The following is a 26526-nucleotide window of genomic DNA, read 5'->3' as shown; positions in this document are numbered from 1 at the left end:
CATACGCGGTAACAAATCGGTCACACCACCACCGACCGAGCCGCCACGAGGAGAAAACAATAATGCGCAAAGCTCCCCTCGCCCACGCAGTCGCCCTGGCTGCCGTTGGCGTTTCCCTGTCCCTGCCCAACATTGCCCACGCTGATTTCATCAAAGACAGCAAAGCCAGCCTCGAGCTGCGCAACTTCTACATGAACCGCGACTACCGGCAGGACGGTAATCCCAATCCGCCCGGTGTCACCGGCAAACCTGGCGAATTTCGCAGCAAGTCTGAGGAATGGGCGCAGGGCTTTCTGCTGCGCTTCGAGTCGGGCTACACCGACGGCACCATTGGCGTTGGCGTCGATGCGTTAGGCACTCTGGGGTTAAAACTAGATTCCGGCCGTGGCCGCACCGGCACCCAGTTGCTGCAAGTGGACCGGGAAACCGGCAGAGCGCAGGACAGCTATGGCGATGCGGGCGTCACGGCAAAGCTGAAAGCCTCGAAGACCATTCTCAAAGTCGGCACCCTGGCGCCCAAGCTGCCAGTGCTGCAGGCCAACGACTCGCGCCTGCTGCCGCAACTGTTCCAAGGCGGGCAGATTAGTTCGCTGGATATCGACAACCTGAGTTTGGATGCCGGGCAGATCAAACGGGTGAACTACCGCGACTCGTCCGACTACGAAGAAATGACCATCAACGGCGGCGGCCGGCGCGGCATCGTTACCACGCCCGGGCTCACCAGCGACGAATTCAACTTCGCCAGCGGCAGCTACAAATGGAACGACCAACTCACCACCGCCTACAGCTACGGCAATCTGGATGAGTTCTACAAACAGCACATCGTCAACCTCACCCATGTGTTGCCGCTGGCCGACAAGCAATCGCTGAAATCCGACATCCGCTACGCCCGCTCCACCGATGACGGCAGCCACAGCAACGTCGACAACAAAGCCCTGGGCGCCATGTTCACCTACAGCCTCGGCGGCCACGCCTTTGGTGCCGGTTACCAGCGCATGAGCGGTGATACCGGCTTTGCCTACGTCAACGTTACTGACCCGTTCCTGGTCAACTACGTGCAGATCGGCGACTTTGCCGCCAAAGACGAAAAATCCTGGCAGCTACGTTACGACTACAACTTCGCCGCCATCGGTATTCCCGGCCTCACCTTTATGACCCGCTACCTCAATGGTGACGACGTCGACCGTGTAGGCGGCGCCAACGACGGCAAAGAATGGGAACGCAATATGGATATCGGCTACATCTTCCAGGACGGCCCGCTGAAAAACCTCGGCGTGAAATGGCGCAACGCCACGGCGCGTTCGAACTTTGGCAATGACCTGGATGAGAACCGGTTGATCGTGAGTTATACGGTGGGGTTGTGGTAAAGCCGAAAAACCCCCGGTGATATCTGGAGGAACATCGTCATCCCCGCGCAGGCGGGGATCCAGAATATAACGGCGGACGTCTATAGACGTTCCAACGGCGTTCACCAGACGAGTCTGGATCCCCGCCTGCGCGGGAATGACGGTGGAATGTTTGGGTTTTCGATCCATCCACCACGAACAAAAAAAGCCCGCCAATTGGCGGGCTTTTTGTTCAAGCGCAAACAATCAATCAGCCAAGCGCCAGGTCGTCCCGCCCTTACCGTCTTCCAGCACCACGCCCATGGCGGTGAGCTCGTCGCGGATGCGGTCGGATTCGCCCCAGTTCTTGTCGGCACGCGCCTGCAAGCGCGCGGCAATCAAGGCGTCCACTTGGGCAGCGTCCACCTTGCCTTCAGCGCCGGCGCGCAAAAAGTCATCGGCGTCCATCTGCAACACGCCCAGCACGCTGGCCAGTTCTTTCAAGCGCGCCGCCAAACCGGCCGCCGCGTTGACATCGCTATCACGCAGGCGGTTGATTTCGCGCACCAGCTCGAACAACACGGCGCAGGCTTCCGGGGTGCCGAAGTCGTCGTTCATGGCGGCGGTAAAACGCTCCACCAACGCTTCGCCACCGGCAGGCGCCACAACCGGCAAACCTTTGAGCGCGTGGTAGAACCGCTCCAGCGCGCTTTTGGCTTCTTTCAGGTTGTCTTCGGAATAGTTGATCGAGCTGCGGTAGTGGCTGGATACCAACAGGTAACGCACCACTTCCGGCTGATACTTTTCCAACACATCACGAATGGTGAAGAAGTTGTTCAACGACTTGGACATCTTCTCGCCGTTGATGCGGATCATGCCGCAGTGCATCCAGGCATTGGCGTACGGCTTGCCGGTGGCCGCCTCGCTCTGGGCGATCTCGTTTTCGTGGTGCGGGAATTCCAGGTCGTTGCCGCCGCCATGGATGTCGAAGGTGTCACCCAGGCAGCAGGTGGACATCACCGAGCACTCGATATGCCAGCCCGGCCGGCCAGCGCCCCACGGCGACTCCCAGCTTGGCTCGCCCGGCTTCACGCCTTTCCACAGCACGAAATCGAGCGGGTCTTCCTTGGCTTCGTCCACTTCGATGCGCGCGCCGATGCGCAGGTCTTCGATCTTCTTGCGCGACAGCTTGCCGTAGCCGAGGAATTTGTTAACGCGGTAGTACACGTCGCCGTTACCCGGCGCGTAGGCGTAACCCTTGTCGATCAGGGTCTGGATCATCGCGTGCATGCCATCGATATGGTCGGTGGCGCGCGGCTCCATGTCCGGCTTCTTGATGTTCAGGCGGGCTTCGTCTTCGTGCATCGCATCGATCATGCGCGCGGTCAGGGCATCGAAGCTCTCGCCGTTGTCGCGGGCGCGGTTGATGATTTTGTCGTCGATGTCGGTGATGTTGCGCACGTACGTCAGGTCATACCCGCTAAAACGCAGCCAGCGGGTAATCAGGTCGAAGGCCACCATGCTGCGGCCGTGGCCCAGGTGGCAGTAGTCGTACACGGTCATGCCGCACACGTACATGCGCACCTTGTTGCCATCCAGCGGCTTGAACGGCGCTTTGGTCTTGGTCAGCGTGTTGTAGATCGAAAGCACGTTAGTTCCTCAGGCCCACGAATCGCGCAGGGTCACGGTGCGGTTGAACACCGGCCGGCCTGGTTGCGAGTCTTTGATATCGGCGCAGAAGTAACCTTCGCGCTCGAACTGGAAGCGGTCTTCCGGTTTGGCCTGAGCCAGCGACGGCTCGGCGCGGCAACCGGTGAGCACCTGCAGCGAAGCCGGGTTGATGTTGTCGAGGAAGCTCGCGCCCTCTTCAGCTTTTTCCGGGTTTGGCGAGCGGAACAGGCGGTCGTACAGACGCACTTCGCACTCGATGCTGGCAGCGGCCGGCACCCAGTGAATCACGCCTTTCACCTTGCGGCCTTCGGGGTTCTTGCCGAGGGTTTCCGGGTCGTACGAGCAACGCAGCTCGACGATGTTGCCGTCGGCGTCCTTGATCGCTTCGTCAGCACGGATCACGTAGCTGCCGCGCAGGCGCACTTCACCGCCCGGTTCCAGGCGCTTGTAGCCTTTTGGCGGTTCTTCCATAAAGTCGTCGCGGTCGATGTAAATCTCGCGCTCGAACGGCAAGGCGCGTACGCCCATGTCGTTTTTCGGGTGGCACGGCAGTTCGAGGTTCTCGACCTGACCTTCCGGGTAGTTGGTGATCACGACTTTCAGCGGACGCAGTACGCACATTGCGCGCGGCGCGTTGTGGTCCAGGTCGTCACGGATGGCGAATTCGAGCATGGCGAAATCCACCACGCCGTCGGAACGGTTGGTGCCGATCATTTCGCAGAACTTGCGGATGGAGCCGGCGGTGTAACCGCGACGGCGGAAGCCCGACAGGGTCGACATGCGCGGGTCGTCCCAACCATTTACGTGCTTCTCGTCCACCAACTGCTTGAGCTTGCGCTTGCTGGTAACGGTGTAACTCAGATTCAGGCGCGAGAACTCGTACTGACGCGGGTTCGCCGGCACCGACAGGTGCTCCAGGAACCACTCGTAGAGCGGGCGATGGCCTTCGAACTCCAGGGTGCAGATGGAATGAGTGATGCCTTCGATGGCATCCGACTGACCGTGGGTGAAGTCGTAGTTCGGGTAGATGCACCAGGTGTCGCCGGTTTGGTGGTGATGCGCGTGGCGAATGCGGTACAGGATCGGGTCGCGCAGGTTCATGTTCGGCGAGGCCATGTCGATCTTGGCGCGCAGCACGCGGGCGCCGTCGGCGAATTCACCGGCTTTCATGCGGGCGAACAGATCGAGGTTTTCCTCAACCGAACGGTCGCGGAACGGGCTGTTCTTGCCAGGCTCAGTCAATGTGCCACGGTATTCCTTGGCTTGCTCGGGGCTCAGGTCATCGACATACGCATTGCCGGCCTTGATCAGCTCAACGGCCCAATCGTGCAACTGGTCGAAATACTGCGAGGCAAAACGCACTTCGCCGTCCCACTGAAAGCCCAGCCACTGCACGTCGCTCTTGATGGCGTCGATGTATTCCTGGTCTTCCTTGGCCGGGTTGGTGTCGTCGAAGCGCAGGTTGCACACGCCACCAAACTCCTCGGCCAGGCCGAAGTTCACGCAGATCGATTTGGCATGGCCAATATGCAGGTAGCCGTTGGGCTCCGGCGGAAAGCGGGTGACGATCTTGGTGTGTTTGCCCGAATCGAGATCAGCCTGAACGATCTGGCGCAGGAAGTTGGCAGGGACAACGGGGGCAGCTTTGCCATCAGCGGCGGGAACGGCAGCGGAGTCGTGAGTAGGCTTGCTCATAGGATCCTTGAACGTACAGGTGCGCAGCCAGGGTAGGCCGACCAAAACAAAGCGCTTATCATAGCCGAAGCTGGTGCGACACGCATGTGCGTGTACTGGTAGGTTTGGATAGCTGATCCAGGTCCTCAAACCCTTTGATATCAAGGGGTTGGAATTCCAAAACAAGCAGCACTCTGTAAAAGGCAATGGCCTGTTTTCGTCCCTTCAAGGGGTCCTTCGACATCGGTAAAACGTGTTGAATGGAGATTAAAAAGGGGGCCATGCGCCCTCAATTTGTCCTAAAAAGGCGCTCTGTTACAATTTTTTACACGAAAATTGTCTCAGTGTTTTCGAGCTAAATGACGGTAGGTAATCCATTCCTCCGTCGCCCTCTGGGGAGTCATCCCCACAAGGGATTTCTCTCAATCAGGTGGGCGCCAAGCTCGCGTTTCCTCTCAATACCGCGAGGTATGGGGACACGGTGCTATCTATCGGTACCGCCTGCTCCGATTTGTCATTATCCAACCCCTACTCCGGTAGAGGTAGCGGATCTGCTGTGCGACCAGCAGTAGCCTAAGGGGATGTGCGTCACTGGTAACGGTGGGGTGCAGAGCTCTCCTGACAATGTAACTCCCGTATGGGTACAACGAACCGTGAGGGGACTTGGAAGGTTCGGAGCAGTACCGAATCTGGTTGCTAGGCTGGCTGGCATGGGTAACTCAAGTGAACTACTGATAAACACCGTAACTATGAACGTGCCAAATCTGCTGATAGGCACGAACCAAAAGGTACGAGGTCCAGCTGCTCTCGTCGGCTTCGGGAGCACGTCGCTACTAGGACCTCCGGTGGAAAGGTAGACCCTAAACCAGTCGTGTGATGATCGGGGAACGTGGTAAGCCCGTATGACTGCCCCATGGGCAGGCGAACCGCAAGGAACGCTGTCGGTCGTGCGGGTATGGGATGGCGGAGAAAGCGAAGGCCGATCTGTAATGGATCGGATAGAGGTGGTTAAACCATCTCACCCGAAAGGGGCAGACTTCCGCCTGGTCTTACGTCGCAAGACGCCTGACTAACCTCACTCAAATAAACCTTCCGAAGGGAGCTATTACGCCCTTTCGGGGACGTTATGGCTTCCGCTCGGGCTCAACCTGAGAGGAATGCAGCATGAAAGAGCACGGATCATCCGTGTCTGCGCATCCAAACGGTCCACAAAATTGGCAAGACATCGATTGGTCTCTGTCCAAAGGAACGTTCGAGAATGCAGTTACGTATTGCGAAGGCTTGTCGGGAAAACGATTGGCGCAGGGTTAAGTCCTTGCAAAGAATGTTGACCCGCTCGCGCTCAGCCAAACTTTTGGCTGTACGTCGAGTCACCGAGAACCAGGGAAAACGAACGGCGGGAGTCGACCGAGTTCTCTGGGATACACCTGACGCCAAGTTCAGTGCCACTTCAAAACTTGGGGCTCGTGGATATCGGCCGCAACCATTGCGGCGGGTATACATTCCCAAGTCCAATGGCAAAGAGCGTCCGCTAGGCATCCCCACGATGCTCGACAGAGCTATGCAGGCACTCCACCTGCTGGCACTGGCACCTGCCGCCGAAACTAGAGCTGACCCAAATAGCTACGGCTTCCGGGCAGAGCGCTCTACGCATGACGCGATGGGGCAGCTATTCGTCTGTCTCTCCAAGAAGGTTTCCCCTCAGTGGGTGCTGGAAGGCGACATAGAAGGATGCTTCGACAACATCAACCACGACTGGCTCATCAGCAATGTCCCTATGGACCGCAATGTGCTCACGAAATGGCTGAAGGCGGGTGTAGTCCACAAGGGCCTGTTGTCGGAAACGGTAGCGGGTACGCCTCAGGGAGGGATCATCTCCCCTACTCTGGCAAACATAGCGTTAGATGGTCTTGAGTCTGATCTGAAGAAACACTTAGGTAAGACTCGGGCCAAGTCGCTCAAAGTCAACGTCGTGCGATATGCAGATGACTTCGTCATCACAGGCAGCTCTCGGGAGATCCTCGAAACTGAGGTCCGTCCGTGGGTCGAACAATTCCTTTCATCAAGGGGATTACGACTCTCACCTGAAAAAACCCGCATCACTCACATAGACCAAGGCTTTGACTTTCTAGGCTGGAACTTTCGCAAATATTCCTCACAGGACATGCGCAAGTTACTGATCACGCCAAGCAAGAAAAAACGCTCAGGCGTTCTATCGCAAAGCGAAGGAAGTAATCAGCGGCAACAAGACGGCAAGGCAGGAGAATCTAATTCGACTGCTGAACCCGTTGCTGCGCGGTTGGGCGCTTTACCACCAACCCGTAGTCGCTAAAAAGGCGTTCAGCTTGATGGATCACATGATCTTCAAGGCTTTGTGGCGTTGGGCTGTTAGACGCCACCCACGGAAAGGTCTCAACTGGATACGGAAGAGGTATTTCGTTACAGAGGGACCCAGAAACTGGGTGTTCTCCACAAAAACCGTGGATAAGAAGGGAGATAAAAGGGACTTCGGATTGTTCCATATCGCTGGAGTCGAAGTTGTGCGTCACAAGAAGATCAAAGCGGAATACAACCCTTTGACCCGCTCTACGAGGAAGACGGAGAGAAACTGCGCATGGAACGGATGCTGACCAAGCTGAAGTACCGCAAGCAGGTATCGACCCTCTTCGTTCAACAGAAGGGCTTGTGCGTCATGTGTAGTACCCCAATATCCAAGGAAACTGGCTGGCATGACCACCACATCATCTACCGCTCACAAGGTGGTAATGACTCCTTGGAAAACCGGGTATTATTGCACCCCGATTGTCACCAGCAACTCCACGCACGTGGACTAAAGGTGAAAAAGCCGGCCCCTCGAAAGGGCTTAGCTGAGGCTTGAGCCGTATGCGCTGAAAGGCGCACGTACGGTTCTTAGGGGGCCCCGGACCAGTAATGGTTCGGGGCCACCCGACTCAACCCCCTGACAGGCCTTCGAATTCTCGACAGAGTGGATTTTCCCATGATCAAGCTGCACACCAACCACGGCGTCATCACCCTGAACTGTTCGCTGACAAGCCCCGGAGACCGTTGCCAACTTCGAGGAATACGTTAAGGCTGGTCATTACGACAACACCGTTTTCCACCGCGTGATCAGCAATTTCATGATTCAAGGCGGCGGTTTCGAGCCAGGCATGAAGCAAAAAGCCACCCGCGCCACCATCAAGAACGAAGCCAACAACGGTCTTTCCAACAAAGTTGGCACCGTAGCCATGGCCCGCACCATGGAGCCGCATTCGGCTTCGGCGCAGTTCTTCGTCAACGTTTCCGACAACAACTTCCTCGACCACAGCGCACCGACCGTTCAAGGCTGGGGCTACACCGTGTTCGGTGAAGTGGTAGACGGCATGGACGTGGTCAACAAAATCCGCGCTGTGGCCACCACCATGAAATCCGGCCACCAGGACGTGCCAGTCGATGACGTGATCATCGAACGCGCCGAGATCGTTGCCGAGTAAACCGATTGATCACTCTTCTGATCTCGGATCTGCACCTCGAAGAACAACGCCCGGACATTACCCGGGCGTTTGTGCATTTTCTCGCCGGCCGTGCCCGCACGGCTGGCGCCCTTTATATCCTCGGTGACTTTTTCGAGGCCTGGATTGGCGACGACGCCATGAGCCCCTTCCAAGCCTCCATCGCCCAGGCCCTGCGCGAGCTGAGTGACAGCGGCACCGCCATCTACCTGATGCACGGCAACCGCGACTTATGCTCGGCCAAGGTTTTTGCCGCGCAGCCGGCTGCTCTTTATTGGTTGACCCGACCCGAATCGAGCTCGGCGGCGAACCGGTACTGCTGATGCACGGCGACAGCCTGTGCACCCGCGACGAAGCCTATATGCGCCTGCGCCGTTACCTGCGCCACCCGCTCACGCTATTTATTCTGCGTAACCTGCCGCGCCGCACGCGGGAAAAACTCGCACGCAAACTGCGCAAGGAAAGCAGCACGCAAACGCGGATGAAAGCGGCGGATATCGTCGACGTAACGCCCGAAGAAGTGCCGCGCCTGATGCAGGAATACGGCGTGCGCACGCTGATCCACGGCCACACCCACCGCCCTGCCGTGCACCGCTTGCAAGTGAACGGCGAACCGGCGCGGCGCATCGTGCTGGGCGACTGGGACAAACAGGGTTGGGCGTTGCAGGTGGACGACCAAGGGTTTCAGCTCGCCGCGTTTGATTTTGTGCCGGTGGAAAGCATCGCCGTATGAGTTTCCCCCTCGACCCTGTGCTCACAGGGAGCCTCCTGTCGCTCCAGCCCCTGCAACCCAGCGATGCTCCGCGCCTGCTGGAAGCTGCGAGCGATGGTCGGCTGTGGGAGATGAAGTTCACCGTCATCCCCGGGCCGGACACCGTCGAGCAGTACCTGACCACCGCCCTGACCGGGCGCGCGACAGGCACGGTGATGCCGTTTCTGCTGGTGCGCAACAGCGACGGCCAGGTGCTCGGCAGCACGCGCTTCTGGAAAGTCGACCGCGCCAACCGCAAGGTAGAAATCGGCCATACCTGGCTGCGCCAATCGGCCCAGCGTTCCGGAGCCAATACCGAGGCGAAGTTTCTGTTGCTGCAGCATGCGTTTGAAGTGATGGACTGCGTGCGCGTGCAATTCACCACCGATGAGCTGAACGACAAATCCCGCGCGGCTATTTTGCGCATTGGCGCGACGCAGGAAGGCATCGTGCGCCATGAGCGAATCATGCCGGATGGGCGCAAGCGCAATTCGGTGCGGTTTAGCATCATCGATAGCGAGTGGCCGGGGTGAAGGCGATGCTGTTGGAAAAGATGGCCCGTCCACACCACCCCGCGCCCTAACCCCGTCGTCCCCGCGCAGGCGGGGACCCAGAATCTCGTGCCGTACCCCATTTCGCGCATCATCCGAAATTCTGGATCCCAGCCTGCGCTGGGATGACGGTGGGTTGCTATAAATTCAGCGAAAGACCTGGCTACTCACATTCGGCGCTGAAGCCGATGTCGTTGGAAAGCTGGCCCGCCAAACACCACCCTGCGCCCCAACACCGTCGTCCCAGCGCAGGCTGGGACCCAGAATCTCGTGCCGTACCCCATTTCGCGCATCATCCGAAATTCTGGATCCCAGCCTGCGCTGGGATGACGGTGGTTAGAGCTATTTCCCCGTCATTCCCGCGCAGGCGGGAATCCAGAATCTTATGTCGTACTCAACATCGTGCTCTACCTTCGCGGGGTGACGGTGCGTTGCCATAAATTCAACGAAAATCCCGGCTACCCACCTGCAACCCACTCAACAACGGCGTCAGGTCAGTCAACCGCTTGGCAATCAAATGCTGCACCCATCCTTGGCCTCCAGCTTCCCTTCCACCGCATCAAACTCGACCCCACCAACACCCGCCGCTGCCGCTCGCCCAGCTCGTTCCACACCACCACATTCACCATGCCGAACTCATCTTCCAGGGTGACAAAAATCACCCCGCTGGCGGTCTGCGGGCGCTGCCGGCCTTTGACCAGACCGGCCACCCGCACGGCGCTGCCGTCTTCCGTAGCCTTTAGTTCGGCCGAGCTGCGGCACCGGCGGCTGCGCAACTCCCGGCGCAGCAAACTCAAGGGATGCGGGCCGAGCGTAGTGCCCAGGGTCGCGTAGTCGATCCACACGTTATCGACCACACTCGGCGCCGGCAGCGCTACGGCCTCCTCCACCGGCGGCAATCGGCAAACAACGGTGCCTGCTCTTGCACCCCGGCCACCGCCAGCGCGCGTTATGCCGATGCCCGGCCAGGCTGCGCAACGCGCCGGCATCGGCCAGCAGTTCACGGGCACGGCCATCCAGCCCGGCGCGCTGAATCAACTCGGTCACGCTGGTAAACGGCCGCAACGCAGCGATGCGCTCAGCCTCCTCCTGGCGAAACCCCTTGATCATCCGCAACCCCAGGCGAATGGCCGGTTCGCCCGTGCAGTGCGGGTCGTCGTCGGCAAATTCCAGGGTGCAGTCCCAGTCACTGGCCTGCACATCCACGGCGCGGGTTTCGATCTGGTGGCGGCGGGCGTCTTGCAGCAACTGGTCGGGGCTGTAAAAACCCATGGGCCAGCTGTTGATCAGCGCGCAGGCAAAGGCCGCAGGCTCGTGGCATTTAAGCCAGCAACTGGCGTAGGTCAGCAGGGCAAAACTGGCCGCGTGGGACTCGGGAAAACCGTAGCTGCCAAAGCCTTTTATCTGCTCGAAAATGCGCGCCGCAAATGCCGCTTCGTAGCCGCGTTCGAGCATGCCGTCGGTAAGGCGTTTACGGTGATGCTCCAGGCCGCCATGGCGTTTCCAGGCGGCCATGGAGCGGCGCAGTTCATCCGATTCGCCACGGCTATAACCGGCGGCCACCACCGCCAGCTCCATCACTGCTCCTGAAACAGCGGCACGCCCAGGGTGCGTTCAAACACCACTTTCAGCTCATCAGATGGATAGGTCACCTCCTCCTCTCCATTACGCCGGCGCAGGTACGGTGAACCATATCGCCCTGAATCGGCCCCGGCCGCACGATGGCCACCTGAATCACCAGGTCGTAAAAGGTTGCGGGCGCAAGCGCGGCAGCATGGCCATCTGCGCGCGGGACTCGATCTGGAACACGCCGATGGTGTCGGCGCGGCTGATCATTTCGTAGGTGGTTTTGTCTTCGGCCGGCAGTGTGGCCAGCTCCACTTTCGCCCCCGGTGGTGCTCGATCAAATCGAAGGTGCGGCGAATGGCGCTGAGCATGCCCAGGGCGAGGATATCCACCTTGAGCAAGCCCACCAGATCGAGGTCGTCCTTGTCCCACTGAATGATAGTGCGGTCGGCCATGGCCGCGTTTTCCACCGGCACCAGCTTGTGCAGCGGCTGTTCGGAAATCACAAAGCCGCCGGGGTGTTGGGATAAGTGGCGAGGGAAACCGATCAGCTCGGCGGTCAGCGCCAGCACCCGGCGCAGCTCGGGAAGCGTGGGGTCGAAGCCGGCTTCGCGCAGATCGTCCAGCGGCGGGCCGTCTTTGCTCCAGCGCCCGCAGCAATCGGCCAGGGCGTTGATTTGATCCGGCGGCAACCCCAGCGCGCGGCCAACATCGCGCACCGCGCCAGCACCGTGGTAGGTGCTGGCCACCGCCGTGAGCGCCGCCCGGCCCCGGCCGTAGCGGGTAAAAATGTACTGCAGCACTTCTTCGCGGCGGTCGTGCTCGAAGTCGACGTCGATATCCGGCGGCTCGTTGCGCTCTTTGGAGAGGAAGCGCTCGAAGAGCATATTCATCCGCGCCGGGTCGATTTCGGTGATCCCCAAGGAAAAACACACCGCCGAGTTGGCCGCCGAGCCACGGCCCTGGCAGAGAATGCCTTGGCTGCGGGCGAAGCGAACAATGTCATGCACCGTGAGGAAGTAGCTTTCGTAACCCAGCTCGGCAATCAGCCCCAGCTCGCGCTCCACCAGATCGATGGCCTTTTGCGGAATGCCTTCGGGCCAGCGCCACTGCATGCCTTCTTCCGTCAGGTGCCGCAGCCACGACGTGGCCGTATGGCCGGCCGGCACGAGTTCATGGGGGTACTGATACTTCAGCTCCTTCAAGGTGAAGGTGCAGCGCGCCGCAATATTCACGGTCTCGGCCAGCAACGCCGGCGGATACAACTGCGCCAGCGTTTCCAACGGCCGCAAATGCCGCTCGCCATTGGCAAACAACCGCAACCCCGCCTCCGCCACGGTGCAGTGATGGCGGATGGCGGTCATGGTGTCTTGCAGGGCGCGGCGGCCACGGGCGTGCATATGCACATCGCCCGCTGCCACGGCGGGAATGGCCAGGCGCTCGGCCAAGGTCAGCAGCTGCTGCAAACGCCGGTCATCGTCGGCGCCGTGGTGCAGCTCCACCGCCAGCCACAGGGTTTGCGCAAATATCGTACGCAGCCAGGCGCCCTGCTCGTTCACATCGCCGTCGAGGTCGGCCAGCCAGAGGGCGCACAAGCCATGCAGCGGCGCGGCGAAGTCTTCGCGCAGCAGCCGGTATTGACCCTTTTCGCTGCGTCGCCGGCCCTGGGTAATCAGCCGGCACAGGTGCTGGTAGCCCGTCAGGTTTTCCACCAGCAGCACCAGGCGCGGGCCATCCTCCAGGGCCATTTCGCTGCCGACAATCAGCGGCAGCCCGCTGTCCTGAGCCGCCTGCCAGGCGCGCACGATGCCGGCCAACGTGCACTCATCGGTAATCGCCAAGGCTTGATAGCCGTGACGTTTGGCCCGCTCGAACAGCTCTTTGGCACTGGAGGCACCGCGCTGAAAACTGAAATTGCTCAGGCAGTGCAGCTCGGCATAGGTAGCGCTCACGAGAACCACCCGTGGACCATAAAAGGCCCTGGTTCATCGCTGCCGCCAACACTGCGATAAGCCCACACGCGCTGGCCGCTGCGGGTGAGCAGCAGGTAGTAGTCGCGGCGGATATCACCGCCGTCCCACCAGCCGGACTCAATGCGCTCCGGCCCGGCCAGAATCTGCGGCGCCCGTTCGCGCAACGCCTGGGCCTCGCTCAGCAGCCAACCCGGGCGTGGCGCGCCGCGCTCGAGCAGCGGCGGTTTGCTGCTGGCCGAGGCGTGCCAAGCGCATTCGGGGCGGTGGTCGGCATGCGCCTGAATACCCTGCACCGCCTCATCGCCCAGCCGCGCACGCAGGCGTTCGCGCAACTGCAGCCAGGGCACCGATTGCTGCGGGCGCTCATCAAACAGCTCGCGGTGCTCGGGCACAAAGGCCGGCAAATTCTTGGCCTGCAAGCTCACCGCGCGCACCGGCGACTGCACCAGCAGCCGCTCCAGCCGGCCACGGGCCAGGTCGAACAACAGCGTGGGCTCGCGCTCGGCGCTAAGCAGGCCCACATCCACCTGGCTGCGGCTGCCGTCCACATGTTCCAGGTGCACCACAAACCCCAGCACGCCGCTGTCGCGCCCGGCGAGAAAGGCCGCCAGGTCCGCCGTCAGCCGGCGCAGGGGAAACAGCAGCGCCTGGTTCGACTCCACATCAAAATTCAGCTCGATGCGCACCTCGAACTGCTCCGGCGGCTGGTAACAATCCAGGGCCACCGCGCGTTGGCCGAGCAAAGTATCCAGGTGCAACAACAGCGCGGCGTCGAAGCGTTTGGCCAGGGTATGCCGGGGCAGCGCCAGCACCTGCTGCAAACTGCGCAGGCCCATGCGCGCCAGGGCGCTGGCGGTTTTGTTGTCCAGGCCCAGGCGATTGAGCGGCATGCGCTCCAGCACCTCGTGCAGCACCTGGCTATCGCTGACGGCCAGCCCGTCGTAAGCATTGGCGAGCATGCGCGCGGCCACCGGGTTGGGCGCTGCCACCAGGCGATGGCGAAAGCCCAGCGCCGTGAGTTCGCTGCGCAGGCGCGCTTCAAAGCGTGGCCAAGGCCCGAACAGCGCCAGGCTGGACTCAATCTCCAGCAGCAAAGCACGTGGGTAACGCAGGCTCACCTGAGAACTGAAGGAATAGGCCCAGGCCGCAAGAAACTGATGCCAGCGGGCGATGGCGCCGTGGTCGTATTCCACCTGAGTGAAGTCGCGGCTCAGGGCCAAGGCCGTGGTCAGGCTTTGCCCCGCCTGCAAGCCCAGCTCACGGGCGGCGTCGTTCACCGCCTGCACCACGCGGCGCTGCGCCGTGCCGGTGATCAACGCCAACGGCGCCTCGGGTTCGCTGCTGGCGCGCAGTACGGCATCCAAGGCCAGTTGCGGCAACACAATGCACACCCAGCGCATGGTCAGCGCGCCAGCGGCACAGGCATGGCCGGCGCCAGGCCGCCCCGGCACTTGAGCACACGCAACTGCGCGGGCTGGGTGTCGATGGCAATGCGCAGCGCGGCGGGCGACGGGTTGACCGCTTCTTTTAAAGGGCGATAAGCAAAGGCCAGGGTTTGCCCGGTTTCGGCGGCCACTTGCAGACGGCGCAGGGAACGGTCATCGGCCTGCTGCGGCCAACTCAACACCGCGCCGCAACTGCCCGAGCGCAGGCATTGTTCGGTGGCCCACAAGGCATCGCTACCGCTGGTTTGAATAATGCTCAGCCAGCGCAGATCGACCCCGGCGGCCAGCCAGGCACTTGGGTAGGGAATGCCCGGCGGCGCCACCAGTACCACGCGCTCGCCCGCCGAGGTCAGGCGCGCCAAGGTCGGCCAGAGCAAGTTCAGCTCACCGACGCCGGGGGCATTCAGCAGAATTTCGCTCAACGCCGCTTCCGGCCAACCGCCGGTGGGCAACAGCGCATCCAGCGTGGCATGGCCGGTGGCGATATGCCCCGCCTGCTGCGGCATGGCCCGGCCCTTCCACACACGACGGCGGTCGAGCAAGGACTCCAGAGAGACGACATTGCCTGCCACGGCGGAGTCGGCAAGAGACATTGGGGTAGGAAGCATGGTGCAGCTCAGTAGGAAATTACTGTATGGGTATACAGTAAACCTAATTGAGCGGGGGGTGGTCAATGGTTGGCGACAAGAGGTGCAGACGATCACAAATCATCACAACCGACTCGGATGCCCCTCTTCTTTCACAGCCGATCTCGATCACTTGTAGGAGAGGAGGAAGCAGCCATTTGATAGAGCCTCGAAGCGCTCAAAAATGACAAACTTCCCACGCAACGCGTCCACGCCTGTAACCTGTTCGGGCGCTGCAGCTGGGCCTATAGTCGTTTCGTCGTTGCCAACTCAACGACCGGGTTTGACCGCTCGACTTCTTAGCTCCGGCGCAAAAGCGCCCCGTCCCATCTGGAAGCTGGCGCTTTTTTTGTGCCTCGACTTTCAGCTATGGCGGCTGTACGTGGGACACCTTCGGGTGTGCCGGGTTTGGGAGTTACCGGTCGGTCAACCCATGTACAGCTGCCACCTAATTCGTTTGACCGCGAACGGAGGCAGATAAACTCCTCCTTCAAAGGTAAACCTTATGAACCAAGCAACCGCAGTCACCAAAACCAGCACCTTCTGTGTACCCGACGGCTTGCCGCTGTTTTCGGTCAACGCTGGCGTTCCCGCCAGTGATGCCCTGGAGCAATCGGCCATTCTGTTGGACTGCATCAAGCACCTGATCGTGATCCGTGACACCACCGATCTCGACAAACACGCCACCGTCTTGCAATACCTCACCGAGATGGCAGAAGCCCTGGTAGACGCCACCCGCCCTGTGGAATAAGGCGTCGGAACAGGCCGCGTGTTTTTTGCGCGGCCTGCTCTAAGCGAAGTGAACAGGGAGGGGATGTTGCGTTGAGCGGTTGAGCGCACCGGCCTCTTTAATGGTAGGCGATAAGAGGTGCAGAAGATCAAAAGAATCGAGGCTAAAGCCTCGAGTTTTTGATCTTTTCCCAGCAGGGGAAAAATCTACGCCTTGATCACCAGACTAAGCGCCTCTTCCGCCAACTCATCCAAACTCATCGGCCCCTCCGCCCTGAACCACGTGGTACTCCACGACAGCGCTCCAGTCAAAAACCGCCGCTGCACAAACGGGTCGCCCTTGAAGTACCCCGCCGCCTTCGCCTCGCCCAGCACCTGTAGCCAGATCTGCTCGTAGGTGTCGCGCAAGTCGAGGATATAAGCCTGGCCCTCTTCCGACAGCGAGCGCCATTCGTATACCAGTACGGCCATGGCCTCGCCGGTGCCGCCCATGATCGATTGCAGCTCGCAGCGGATCAGCGCCAGCACGCGTTCGCGCACGTTGCTGGCGTCGGCCAGGGCGGCGGTCATCAGGGCGGTGTTGTAGAGGATGGTTTCTTCCATCACCGAGCGCAGGATTTCGTCTTTGCTTTTGAAGTGGTGAAAGATGCTGCCCGACTGAATGCCCACCGCGCTGGCCAGGTCGCGCACGGTGGTGCGGTCGTAGCCCTTGCTGCGAAACAGGTGCGCGGCGGTTTGCAGCAGCTTGCCGCGGGCGCTTTGCGGGTCGGTCACCTGGCCGTCGTCCACCAGCGTGCGCATCACCTTCTGGGCTTGTTCCTCGTCCACGCGTATTCCCCCTAGCCCGACGCCCGGCCTTAGAAGTGGCAAGTGCTTGTCGGCATTGGTGAAATTTAAGCGTGCCGGCCCAACCAAGCAAGCGCTTGGCCATGCTTTAGTTGAGAAAGGTGCATTCGGGGCTTCCATAACCAAGCGCTTGCTTGGTATGGTCGCCACATCGATCGGCCAACGGACTTAATTCCAATGACAAAAACCGTACGCATCGGCTGCGCCTCCGCCTTCTGGGGCGACACCTCCACCGCCGCCGCCCAGCTGGTAAATGGCAGCGAGCTGGATTACCTGGTGTTCGATTACCTGGCCGAAATCACCATGTCGATCATGGCCGGCGCGCGGATGAAAAACCCCGAGCAAGGTTATGCCGGCGACTTTATCGAGGTGCTCGCCCCACTCCTGCACACCATCGCCAGCAAAAAAATCCGCGTGATCAGCAATGCCGGCGGCGTCAATCCACAGGCCTGTGCCACGGCGCTGGCGGCGGCCTGCGAGAAAGCCGGCGTGTCGCTGAAAATTGCCGTGCTGCATGGCGACAACCTGCAAACCAAATTGCCCGAACTGAATAAAGCCGGCACCCGCGAAATGTTCACCGGCAACCCGCTGCCGCCAATGTGCGTGTCGGTAAACGCCTACCTCGGCGCGCCGGGCATTGTCGAAGCGCTGGCCTTGGGCGCCGATATCGTGATTACCGGTCGGGTGGTCGACAGCGCGGTGGTCAGCGCTGCGCTGGTGCATGAATTCGGCTGGAGCTGGCAGGACTACGACAAGCTCGCCCAGGCCGCACTGGCCGGCCATATCATCGAATGCGGCGCACAGTGCACCGGCGGCAATTTCACTGACTGGGAAAGCGTGCCGGACTACGAGCACATCGGTTTTCCGTTGATTGAAGTGGCGGCCGATGGCGGCTTTATCGTCAGCAAACCGGCGGGCACTGGCGGCCTGGTGACGCCCTTTACTGTCGGCGAGCAGATGCTCTACGAAATCGGCGACCCACGCGCTTACCTGCTGCCCGATGTGATCTGCGACTTCACCCAAGTGCAGCTCAGCGAAGTCGGCAGCGACCGCGTAGAAGTGCGCGGCGCCAAGGGCCTGCCGCCTACCGATCAATACAAGGTTTCCGCCACCTACCCGGACGGTTTCCGCTGCACCGCCAGTTGCCTGATTGCCGGCATTGATGCGGTGAAAAAAGCCCAGCGCGTCAGCACGGCCATCATCCGCAAAACCGCCGAGATGTTCGCCGACCGTGGTTGGCCCGGCTATGTGGAAACCAACATCGAACTGCTCGGCAGCGAGGCCACTTACGGCCCCCACGGCCAGCGCCAGGACAGCCGCGAAGTGGTGGTGAAACTGGCCGTGCGGCATGCGAAGAAAGAAGCCTTGGTGCTGTTCTCCCGCGAGATCGCCCAGGCAGCTACCGGCATGGCGCCGGGGCTGACCGGCATTGTCGGCGGGCGCCCCACCGTGTACCCGGTAATTCGTCTGTTCTCGTTTCTGGTGGATAAAGCCGCCTGCACACTCTCGGTCGACCTCAACGGCGAACGCCACCCGTTGGCTCTGCCCGAGGTCGATGCTTTCAACTTCGCCAGCCTGCGTTCAGCCGAAGAAGCGCCGCTGCCACAAGGCGACGCCGATGCCAGCGTGCCGCTGATCAAACTGGCCGTGGCCCGCTCCGGCGACAAAGGCAACCACAGCAATATCGGTGTGATGGCCCGCGAGGCCGAGTACCTGCCGTGGATTGCCGCGGCGCTGAGCGTGGAAGCGGTGGCCGACTGGATGGGCCATGTGCTCGACCCGGTTCACGGGCAAATCAGCCGCTGGTATTTGCCGGGGTGCCACGGCCTGAACTTCCTGCTGGAAAACGCCTTGGGCGGCGGCGGCGTGGCGAGCTTGCGTATCGACCCGCAGGGCAAGGCGTTTGCCCAGCAGTTGCTGGAATTTCCGGTGCCGGTGCCGAAGGCGTTGGCAGAAGAACTGAACCGTTAACACCGTCGTTCCCGCGCAGGCGGGAACCCAGAATTGTGTGGCGAACGACGTTTCCTGTACCACTCTGGATTCCCGCCTTCGCGGGAATGACGGGAGTAGGTTTCAGGATCAAAGAACAACAAGCGAGACGACGCATCCATGAGCTACGACTCCATCTACAAACCCACCCTCTTCCAAGGCCAAACCATCATGGTCACCGGCGGCGGCAGCGGCATCGGCCGTTGCACCGCCCATGAACTGGCCGCCCTCGGCGCCCATGTGGTGCTGGTCGGGCGCAAGTGGGAAAAGCTGCAAAGCACCACCGACGAAATCATCGCCGATGGCGGCAGCGCCAGCTGGAAAGCCGCCGATATCCGCGAGGAAGAAGTGGTGAAAGCCATGGTCGCCGAAGTGCTCGCCGAGCACGGCCAAATCCACCACCTGGTGAACAATGCCGGCGGCCAATACCCGGCGCCGCTGGTGTCGATCAACCAGAAAGGTTTTGAGACTGTGGTGCGCACCAACCTGGTCGGCGGCTTTCTGGTGGCCCGCGAAGTGTTCACCCAGTGCATGAGCAAACAGGGCGGCAGCATCGTCAATATGCTCGCCGATATGTGGGGCGGCATGCCCGGCATGGGCCACTCCGGCACCGCCCGCGCCGGCATGGAAAACTTCACCAAAACCGCCGCCGTGGAATGGGGCCATGCTGGCGTGCGGGTAAACGCCGTGGCGCCGGGCTGGATTGCGTCCAGCGGCATGGACACCTACCCCGACTCGATGAAAACCATGATCCGCTCGCTCAAGGACCATGTGCCCCTGCAACGCATCGGCACCGAATCGGAAGTGGCCTCGGCCATCGTTTTTCTGCTCACCCCCGGCGCCAATTTCATCAGCGGCAACACCATCCGTATCGACGGCGCCGCGAGCCAGGGCAGCCGTGCCTGGAGCCTGGGCAAGGCCAAGAACGTCGAGTCGTACAACGGTTTCCACCGCGCCTATGTGCCGGACGTGCTCAAACCTGCGGACAACAAGGAGTAAGTCATGCCGGTGATTCAATCCGAACTGGACGTGCACAGCGCCGACTACGCCCGCAACCGCGAGGCCATGCTGGCCACCATCGCCGGCTTTCGCGACGTGGAACAAAAGGTGTTGGACAAGGCAGCCGAGGCCAAAGCCAAGTTCGACAAACGCGGCCAACTGTTGCCCCGCGAACGCCTGAACCTGCTGCTCGACCCCGGCGCGCCGTTCCTCGAACTGGCCTCCCTGGCCGGCTACAAATTGCATGACGACAAGGACGGCACCCAGGCCGGCGGCGGCATCATTTCCGGCATCGGTTATATCGCCGGCGTGCGCTGCCTGGTGAACGCCAGCAACAGCGCGATCAAGGGCGGCACCATTTCCCCCAGCGGCTTGAAAAAGACCCTGCGCCTGCAACAGATCGCCTTCGAAAACAAATTGCCTGTGGTGACACTCGCCGAAAGCGGCGGCGCCAACCTTAATTACGCGGCGGATATTTTCGTCGAAGGCGCACGCGGTTTTGCCAACCAGGCGCGCATGTCGGCCATGGGTTTGCCGCAGGTTACCGTGGTGCACGGCTCCAGCACGGCGGGCGGCGCATACCAACCGGGGTTGTCGGATTACACCGTGGTGGTGCGCGGCAAGGCCAAGATGTTTCTCGCCGGCCCGCCGCTGCTAAAAGCTGCCACCGGTGAAGTGGCCACCGACGAAGAATTGGGCGGCGCCGAGATGCACGCGCAAACCGCCGGCACTGCCGAATACCTGGCCGAAAACGATGCCGACGGCGTGCGCATTGCCCGAGAAATCGTCGGCATGTTGCCGTGGAATGAACAGCTTCCCCATCGCCCCCGCAAAGCCGTGCGCGAGCCGCTGTACCCGGCCGAAGAACTGCTGGGCCTGATCCCCAGCGACGCGAAAAAGCCCTACGACGTGCGCGAAATCATCGCCCGCATTGCCGACGGTTCCGAGTACCTCGATTTCAAACCCGAGTTCGACAACCAGACCATTTGCGGCCAACTGAAAATCGAAGGCCTGGCCTGCGGGTTTATCGGCAACAACGGCCCCATCACGCCCAAGGGCGCGGCCAAGGCGGCGCAATTTATTCAGCTGTGCGACCAGAGCAATACGCCGATTCTGTTCTTCCACAACACCACCGGTTTTATGGTCGGCACCGAGTCGGAACAGCACGGCGTGATCAAGCACGGTTCCAAGCTGATTCAGGCGGTGGCCAATGCCCGCGTGCCCAAGCTGACCATCGTGGTCGGCGGCTCGTACGGCGCCGGCAACTACGCCATGTGCGGCCGCGGGCTGGACCCGCGCTTTATCTTCGCCTGGCCCAACAGCCGTACGGCGGTGATGGGCGGCGCCCAGGCGGGCAAGGTGCTGCGCATCGTCACCGAGGAAAAACACCTGAAGGAAGGCAAGGAAGCCGACCCGAAGATGCTCGACATGCTGGAAACCGTCACCGCGCAAAAACTCGACAGCCAATCCACCGCGCTCTACGGCACCGCGAGCCTGTGGGACGACGGCCTGATCGACCCGCGTGACACGCGCAAATTGCTCGGCTTTTTGCTGGATATCTGTGCCGAAGCCGAGGTGCGGCCGCTGAAGGCCAACACCTTTGGTGTGGCGCGATTCTGACAAAAAACGCACAACCGTAGGTTGGGTTGAGCGACGCGAAGCCCAACAATTGGGCCCCAACACGCGGCGTCTGCTCAATGTTGGGCTTCGCTGCGCTCAACCCAACCTACGAATAGCCGAATCACCGAATTACCGAATTACCGAATTCCCGAGGAGAATAAAAAAATGATCATCACCCAGGAACACGAAGAACTTCGCCGCACGGTGCGCAACTTTGTCGACAAGGAAATCAACCCGCACGTCGATGAGTGGGAAAAGGCCGGGCGCTTTCCGATTCACGACATTTTCAAGAAGGCTGGCGAGCTCGGCCTGCTGGGCATTTCCAAGCCGGAAAAATTCGGCGGCATGGGCCTCGACTACAGCTATTCCATCGTCGCCGCTGAAGAGTTCGGCACCATCCGTTGCGGCGGCATTCCGATGTCCATCGGCGTGCAAACCGACATGTGCACCCCTGCCCTCGCCCGTTTTGGCTCCGATGAATTGCGCGATGAATTTCTGCGCCCCGCTATCACCGGCGAAGCAGTTGGCTGCATCGGCGTGTCGGAAGTCGGCGCCGGCTCCGACGTCGCCGGGCTGAAAACCACCGCCCGCAAAGACGGCGACGACTACGTGATCAACGGCAGCAAGATGTGGATCACCAACTCGCCGTCCGCCGACTTTATGTGCCTGCTGGCCAACACCTCGGACGACAAGCCTCACGTCAACAAATCGCTGATCGTGGTGCCGATGAACACCAAGGGCATCAGCGTGTCGCCGCACCTCGACAAGCTCGGCATGCGCAGCTCCGAAACCGCCCAAGTGTTCCTCGACGACGTGCGCGTGCCGCAGCGCAACCGCATCGGCCACGAAGGCGCCGGCTTTATGATGCAGATGCTGCAATTCCAGGAAGAACGCCTGTTTGGCGCGGCCAACATGATCAAAGGCCTGGAGTACTGCGTGGACGCCACCATCGAGTACTGCAAAGAGCGCAAAACCTTCGGCCAGCCGCTGATCGACAACCAGGTCATCCACTTCCGCATGGGTGAACTGGCCACCGAAATCGAATGCCTGCGTGCCCTCGTTTACCAGGCCACCGAGCAATACATCAAAGGCCGCGACGTGACCAAGCTGGCCTCCATGGCCAAGCTCAAAGCCGGGCGTTTGGGCCGCGAAGTGACTGACAGTTGCCTGCAATATTGGGGCGGCATGGGCTACATGTGGGACAACCCGGTGGCCCGCGCGTACCGCGATGTGCGTCTGGTGTCGATTGGCGGCGGGGCCGATGAAATCATGCTCGGCATTATCGCCAAGCTGATGGGCACTTTGCCGGGCAAGAAGAAGGGCTGAGCCATGACCTTACCCACCGTCACCACCCTGCTGCTGGAGCACGCCGACGGCGTGCTTACCATCACTCTCAACCGCCCAGACGTGCGCAACGCCATGAGCCTGACCATGGTGGAAGAATTGCGCACCGTGCTGCGTACCAGCGCTGCCGATGCCAGCATCCGCGCTCTGGTATTGCGCGGTGCCGGCGGGCATTTCTGTGCCGGCGGCGACATCAAGGACATGGCCGGCGCCCGCGCCCGTGCACAAACCGACGGTGAGGACGCCTACCGCCAACTCAACCGCGCCTTTGGTGCCCTGCTGGAAGAAGCACAGAACGCCCCACAGGTACTGATTGCCGTGCTTGAAGGCGCGGTGCTGGGCGGTGGGTTTGGGCTGGCCTGTGTGTCGGATATCGCCATTGCGCAAAACGGCGCCAAGTTTGGTTTGCCGGAAACCAGCCTCGGCATCATTCCCGCGCAGATCGCGCCGTTTGTGGTGAAACGCATCGGCCTGACGCAAACACGCCGCCTGGCGCTGACGGCGGCGCGCTTTGATGGGGAAGAGGCGTTGCGGTTGGGGTTGGTGCATTTTTCTGAAGCCGAAGTTGAGCCGCGTTTGGCGCAGGCATTGGAACAGGTTCGGCAGTGCGCGCCGGGGGCCAATGCAGCAACCAAGGCGCTGCTGCTGGCTACCGAAAACGAACCGCTGAACACCTTGCTCGACCAGGCCGCCGGGCTGTTTGCTGCGGCCGTGGTGGGTGAAGAAGGCGTGGAAGGGACGATGGCGTTTATGCAGAAGCGTAAGCCTGGGTGGGCGGTGTGACTGCTTTTACCCCTCACCCTAGCCCTCTCCCACAAGGGGAGAGGGGACTGCTTGCCTCCCCTCTCCCGCTAGCGGGAGAGGGGCCGGGGGTGAGGGCAAGCTGCAACCACAATAAAAACAGGAGCCCACTAGCCCATGCCAGCCTTTAACAAAATCCTCATCGCCAACCGCGGCGAAATCGCCTGCCGCGTCATGCGCACCGCCCACGCCCTGGGCTACCGCACCGTGGCCGTTTACAGCGAAGCCGACGCCGACGCCCGTCATGTGCAACTGGCCGACCAGGCTGTGTGCATTGGCCCGGCGCAGGTCAATCTGTCGTACCTGTCCATCGACGCCATCATCAAAGCCGCGCAAAAAACCGGCGCCGACGCGGTGCACCCCGGCTACGGTTTTCTCTCAGAAAACGCCGCCTTTGCCCAGGCCTGCGAAGCCGCCGGCATCGTGTTTATCGGCCCAACCGTGGAAGCCATCCACCTGATGGGCAGCAAGCGCCTGTCGAAAATCGCCATGATCAAAGCCGGCGTGCCGTGCATTCCCGGCTACGAGGGCGCCGAGCAGGATGACAACGTGCTGGCCGGCGAAGCCGAGCGCATCGGCTATCCGCTGATGATCAAGGCCAGCGCCGGTGGCGGTGGTCGCGGTATGCGTCTGGTGCACGAAGCGAGCGAGTTGCTGGCGCAAATCCGCACCGCGCGCTCTGAAGCGCAAAACGCCTTTGGCTCCGGCGAGCTGATTCTGGAACGCGCCGTGCTGCAACCGCGGCATGTGGAAATTCAGGTGTTTGGCGACCAGCACGGCAACATCGTTTACCTCGGAGAGCGCGATTGCTCGGTGCAGCGCCGCCACCAGAAAGTGGTCGAAGAAGCGCCCTGCCCGGTCATGACGCCTGAGCTGCGTCAGGCCATGGGCGAAGCGGCGGTAAAGGCCGCCGCGTCGGTGAATTACGTGGGCGCCGGCACCGTGGAATTTCTGCTCGACCCAAGCGGCGAGTTCTTCTTTCTGGAGATGAACACCCGCTTGCAAGTGGAGCACCCGGTGACCGAGTTGATCACCGGGCAAGACCTGGTCGCCTGGCAATTGCAGGTGGCCGCTGGGCAACCGTTGCCGCTGCGTCAGGACGAAATCCAGCTCACTGGCCATGCCATGGAAGTGCGTCTGTACGCCGAAGACGCGGCCAATAATTTTCTGCCGCAGACCGGCGCTGTGTTGCGCTGGGAACCGGCGCAGCTGGACGGCATCCGCATCGACCACGGTCTCGTTGAAGGCCAGCGCATTACCCCGTTCTACGACCCCATGCTGGCCAAAGTCATCGCCTACGGCGCCACCCGCGACGAAGCCCGGCGCAAGCTGGTGCGGGCGGTGGAAGACTGCGTGCTGCTCGGCGTGAACGGCAACCAGCGCTTTCTCGCCAACCTGCTGGCCCATGACGAATTTGCCGCCGGCAACGCCACCACCGCGTTTATCGCCGAACACTTCCAGGCCGACGAAAGCCTGAGCCCGCAGGCACCCAGTGCGGTTGAGCTGGCCAGCGCGGCCGCCCTGCTCTACCAGGCCGGCGCCGAGGCGCGTGCGCATCAGGTGGAATTGGCCGGCTGGCGGAACGCCGGTAATGCGCCATGGCGGTTTGTGCTCAAGCATGGCGACAACAAATACCCGGTCGAACTCAGCGTCCAGCAGTCCGGCCCGCAACCACGTTTGCTCGCCAGCGTTGGTGAACAGCAACTGGAGCTGCAACTGCTCAGCCATGACGGTCGCTGGGCCACGGTGAATATCGACGGTGTGCGTCAGCGCCTGGCCTATCACCACGCCGGCCCGCAGCTGTGGCTGTACGGCCATGACGGCAATCTGGAACTGCACGATGTCACCCATGAGCCGGTCAGTGCGGCAGGGGCTGCCGCCTCGGGCGTGATCAAGGCGCCGATGGATGGGGCGATTGTTGATGTGCTGGTTGCCGAGGGCGACCGGGTCAGCAAAGGGCAACTGCTGGTGGTGCTGGAGGCGATGAAAATGGAGCATCCGCTGAAGGCCGCCAGTGACGGTGTGGTGCGGCGGGTGCAGGCCAACAAGGGCGATCAGGTGAAGGGTCGGCAGGTGTTGGTAGAGATCGAAGCTGATACGCCGACCTGACTCCCAACCACCGTCATCCCCGCGCAGGCGGGGATCCAGAGTTTCAAGTCGAACACCGACTCCTGAAATATTCTGGATCCCCGCCTGCGCGGGGATGACGGGTGTTTGTGTGAAGAGTTATGTGACATCCCGGATTTATCAAAACAATAAAAACCTTTGGAGATTCACCTTATGTCCCTGTCCGGCAAAACCCTGTTTATCTCCGGCGCCAGCCGCGGCATTGGCCGTGAAATCGCCCTGAAGGCCGCCGCCGATGGCGCCAATATCGTGATCGCCGCCAAAAGCGCCGAAGCCCACGCCAAGCTCGAAGGCACCATTCACTCGGTGGCCGCCGAAGTCGAAGCGGCCGGCGGCAAAGCCCTGGCCCTGCAACTGGATGTGCGCGACGAAGAAGCGGTAAAAGCCGCCATGGCCAAAGCCGCCGAACATTTTGGCGGTATCGATGCGCTAGTGAACAACGCCGGGGCCATCAAGCTGGTGGGCGTCGAGCACCTGCCGCCCAAGCGCTTCGACCTGCTCTTCCAGATCAACACCCGTGCGGTAATGGTCTGCAGCCAGGCGGCCTTGCCGTACCTGAAGCAGAGCAAGGGCCATATTCTCAACCTGTCGCCGCCGCTGAACATGGATGCCAAATGGTTCGCCCAGCACGGCCCCTATACCGTCACCAAATACGGCATGAGCATGCTGACGGTGGGCATGAGCGAGGAGTTTTCGAAGTACGGCATCAGCGTCAATTCGCTATGGCCGAAAACCATGATCGCCACCGCCGCCATCGAGTTCGAGCTGGGCAGCCGTGAGGCGTTCAAGCGGGCGCGGGTGCCGGCGATCATGGCTGATGCGGCGCATGCCATTCTCAGCAGCAGCGGCCGGGCCATTACCGGGCGCTTGCTGATAGACGAGGAGATTCTGCGTGAGCAGGGCCAGAGCGAGTTCGAGCAGTACCGCTTCGACCCCGCCGGTGGCCCGCTGATTCAGGACCTGTTTGTGGAGTAAGC

14 protein-coding genes and 5 pseudogenes are annotated in these 26526 nt (G+C 61.3%); 13 read left to right on the top strand and 6 right to left on the bottom strand.

Annotation, left to right across the window (positions count from 1 at the left end; genetic code table 11):
• Positions 1 to 62 precede the first annotated feature (62 nt).
• Positions 63 to 1367, top strand: a complete 1305-nt coding sequence (locus AC0V2S_RS08505) for an OprD family porin (protein ID WP_475509358.1) — start codon at positions 63 to 65, stop codon at positions 1365 to 1367.
• 225 nt (positions 1368 to 1592) lie between these two features.
• Here the strand turns inward: AC0V2S_RS08505 and cysS are convergent, their stop codons facing one another.
• Both cysS and AC0V2S_RS08495 read right to left on the bottom strand, forming a co-directional pair.
• Entirely contained in the window at positions 1593 to 2975 is a 1383-nt protein-coding gene (cysS, locus tag AC0V2S_RS08500; RefSeq protein ID WP_475509357.1) for a cysteine--tRNA ligase, read from the bottom strand.
• A 9-nt stretch (positions 2976 to 2984) separates the two neighbouring features.
• Positions 2985 to 4691, bottom strand: coding sequence for a glutamine--tRNA ligase/YqeY domain fusion protein (locus AC0V2S_RS08495; RefSeq protein ID WP_475509356.1), 1707 nt, complete (start codon positions 4689 to 4691; stop codon positions 2985 to 2987).
• A 1143-nt stretch (positions 4692 to 5834) separates the two neighbouring features.
• Between AC0V2S_RS08495 and ltrA the strand changes: the two are divergent.
• The 4 pseudogenes from ltrA (at position 5835) to AC0V2S_RS08475 (ending at position 9516) form a co-directional block, all read left to right on the top strand.
• A pseudogene (ltrA, locus tag AC0V2S_RS08490) lies at positions 5835 to 7548 on the top strand (group II intron reverse transcriptase/maturase).
• A 120-nt stretch (positions 7549 to 7668) separates the two neighbouring features.
• Positions 7669 to 8164: pseudogene (locus AC0V2S_RS08485) on the top strand (peptidylprolyl isomerase).
• An 8-nt stretch (positions 8165 to 8172) separates the two neighbouring features.
• Positions 8173 to 8915: pseudogene (lpxH, locus tag AC0V2S_RS08480) on the top strand (UDP-2,3-diacylglucosamine diphosphatase).
• Positions 8912 to 9516 (top strand): annotated as a pseudogene (locus tag AC0V2S_RS08475) (GNAT family N-acetyltransferase). Before lpxH ends, AC0V2S_RS08475 begins: the two co-directional pseudogenes overlap by 4 nt.
• A 410-nt stretch (positions 9517 to 9926) precedes the next feature.
• On the opposite strand, the pseudogene AC0V2S_RS08470 reads toward AC0V2S_RS08475, so the two are convergent.
• The 3 genes and pseudogenes from AC0V2S_RS08470 to imuA all read right to left on the bottom strand — a co-directional run bounded on the left by AC0V2S_RS08470 (position 9927) and on the right by imuA (position 15076).
• Positions 9927 to 13002: pseudogene (locus AC0V2S_RS08470) on the bottom strand (error-prone DNA polymerase).
• On the bottom strand, positions 12999 to 14423 hold the full coding sequence (locus tag AC0V2S_RS08465) for a Y-family DNA polymerase (RefSeq protein WP_475509355.1): 1425 nt from the start codon (positions 14421 to 14423) through the stop codon (positions 12999 to 13001). Before AC0V2S_RS08465 ends, AC0V2S_RS08470 begins: the two are co-directional and overlap by 4 nt.
• A 2-nt stretch (positions 14424 to 14425) precedes the next feature.
• Positions 14426 to 15076: a translesion DNA synthesis-associated protein ImuA gene (imuA, locus tag AC0V2S_RS08460; RefSeq protein ID WP_475509354.1), complete on the bottom strand. Its 651-nt coding sequence runs from the start codon at positions 15074 to 15076 to the stop codon at positions 14426 to 14428.
• Positions 15077 to 15599: 523 nt separating this feature from the next.
• Here imuA and AC0V2S_RS08455 point away from each other — a divergent pair.
• Positions 15600 to 15845, top strand: a complete 246-nt coding sequence (locus AC0V2S_RS08455; protein WP_475509353.1) for a DUF3077 domain-containing protein — start codon at positions 15600 to 15602, stop codon at positions 15843 to 15845.
• Positions 15846 to 16030: 185 nt separating this feature from the next.
• On the opposite strand, the gene AC0V2S_RS08450 is transcribed toward AC0V2S_RS08455, so the two are convergent.
• Positions 16031 to 16624, bottom strand: a complete 594-nt coding sequence (locus AC0V2S_RS08450) for a TetR/AcrR family transcriptional regulator (protein WP_475509572.1) — start codon at positions 16622 to 16624, stop codon at positions 16031 to 16033.
• 222 nt (positions 16625 to 16846) lie between these two features.
• Between AC0V2S_RS08450 and AC0V2S_RS08445 the strand changes: the two genes are divergently transcribed.
• From AC0V2S_RS08445 to AC0V2S_RS08415, 7 genes are all read left to right on the top strand, one after another.
• Positions 16847 to 18640 (top strand): acyclic terpene utilization AtuA family protein, encoded by a 1794-nt coding sequence (locus AC0V2S_RS08445; protein ID WP_475509352.1) that lies wholly within the window; start codon positions 16847 to 16849, stop codon positions 18638 to 18640.
• Between the two features lie 138 nt (positions 18641 to 18778).
• Positions 18779 to 19657, top strand: coding sequence for an SDR family oxidoreductase (locus tag AC0V2S_RS08440; protein WP_475509351.1), 879 nt, complete (start codon positions 18779 to 18781; stop codon positions 19655 to 19657).
• Between the two features lie 3 nt (positions 19658 to 19660).
• A complete protein-coding gene (gene atuC / locus AC0V2S_RS08435; protein ID WP_475509350.1) occupies positions 19661 to 21277 on the top strand; it encodes a geranyl-CoA carboxylase subunit beta in 1617 nt (538 codons plus the stop codon).
• A gap of 165 nt (positions 21278 to 21442) precedes the next feature.
• Complete coding sequence (atuD, locus tag AC0V2S_RS08430) at positions 21443 to 22603, top strand: citronellyl-CoA dehydrogenase (RefSeq protein WP_475509349.1); 1161 nt, start codon at positions 21443 to 21445, stop codon at positions 22601 to 22603.
• A gap of 3 nt (positions 22604 to 22606) precedes the next feature.
• Positions 22607 to 23404, top strand: a complete 798-nt coding sequence (locus tag AC0V2S_RS08425) for an enoyl-CoA hydratase/isomerase family protein (RefSeq protein ID WP_475509348.1) — start codon at positions 22607 to 22609, stop codon at positions 23402 to 23404.
• Positions 23405 to 23539: 135 nt separating this feature from the next.
• On the top strand, positions 23540 to 25531 hold the full coding sequence (locus tag AC0V2S_RS08420; RefSeq protein ID WP_475509347.1) for an acetyl/propionyl/methylcrotonyl-CoA carboxylase subunit alpha: 1992 nt from the start codon (positions 23540 to 23542) through the stop codon (positions 25529 to 25531).
• Positions 25532 to 25702: 171 nt separating this feature from the next.
• On the top strand, positions 25703 to 26524 hold the full coding sequence (locus AC0V2S_RS08415; RefSeq protein WP_475509346.1) for an SDR family oxidoreductase: 822 nt from the start codon (positions 25703 to 25705) through the stop codon (positions 26522 to 26524).
• Positions 26525 to 26526: the final 2 nt, after the last annotated feature.

The organism is Pseudomonas sp. CC11G (assembly GCF_056174845.1).
Note: the sequence above shows the minus strand (reverse complement) of the source record. Positions and strands in the feature narration are given on the sequence as shown.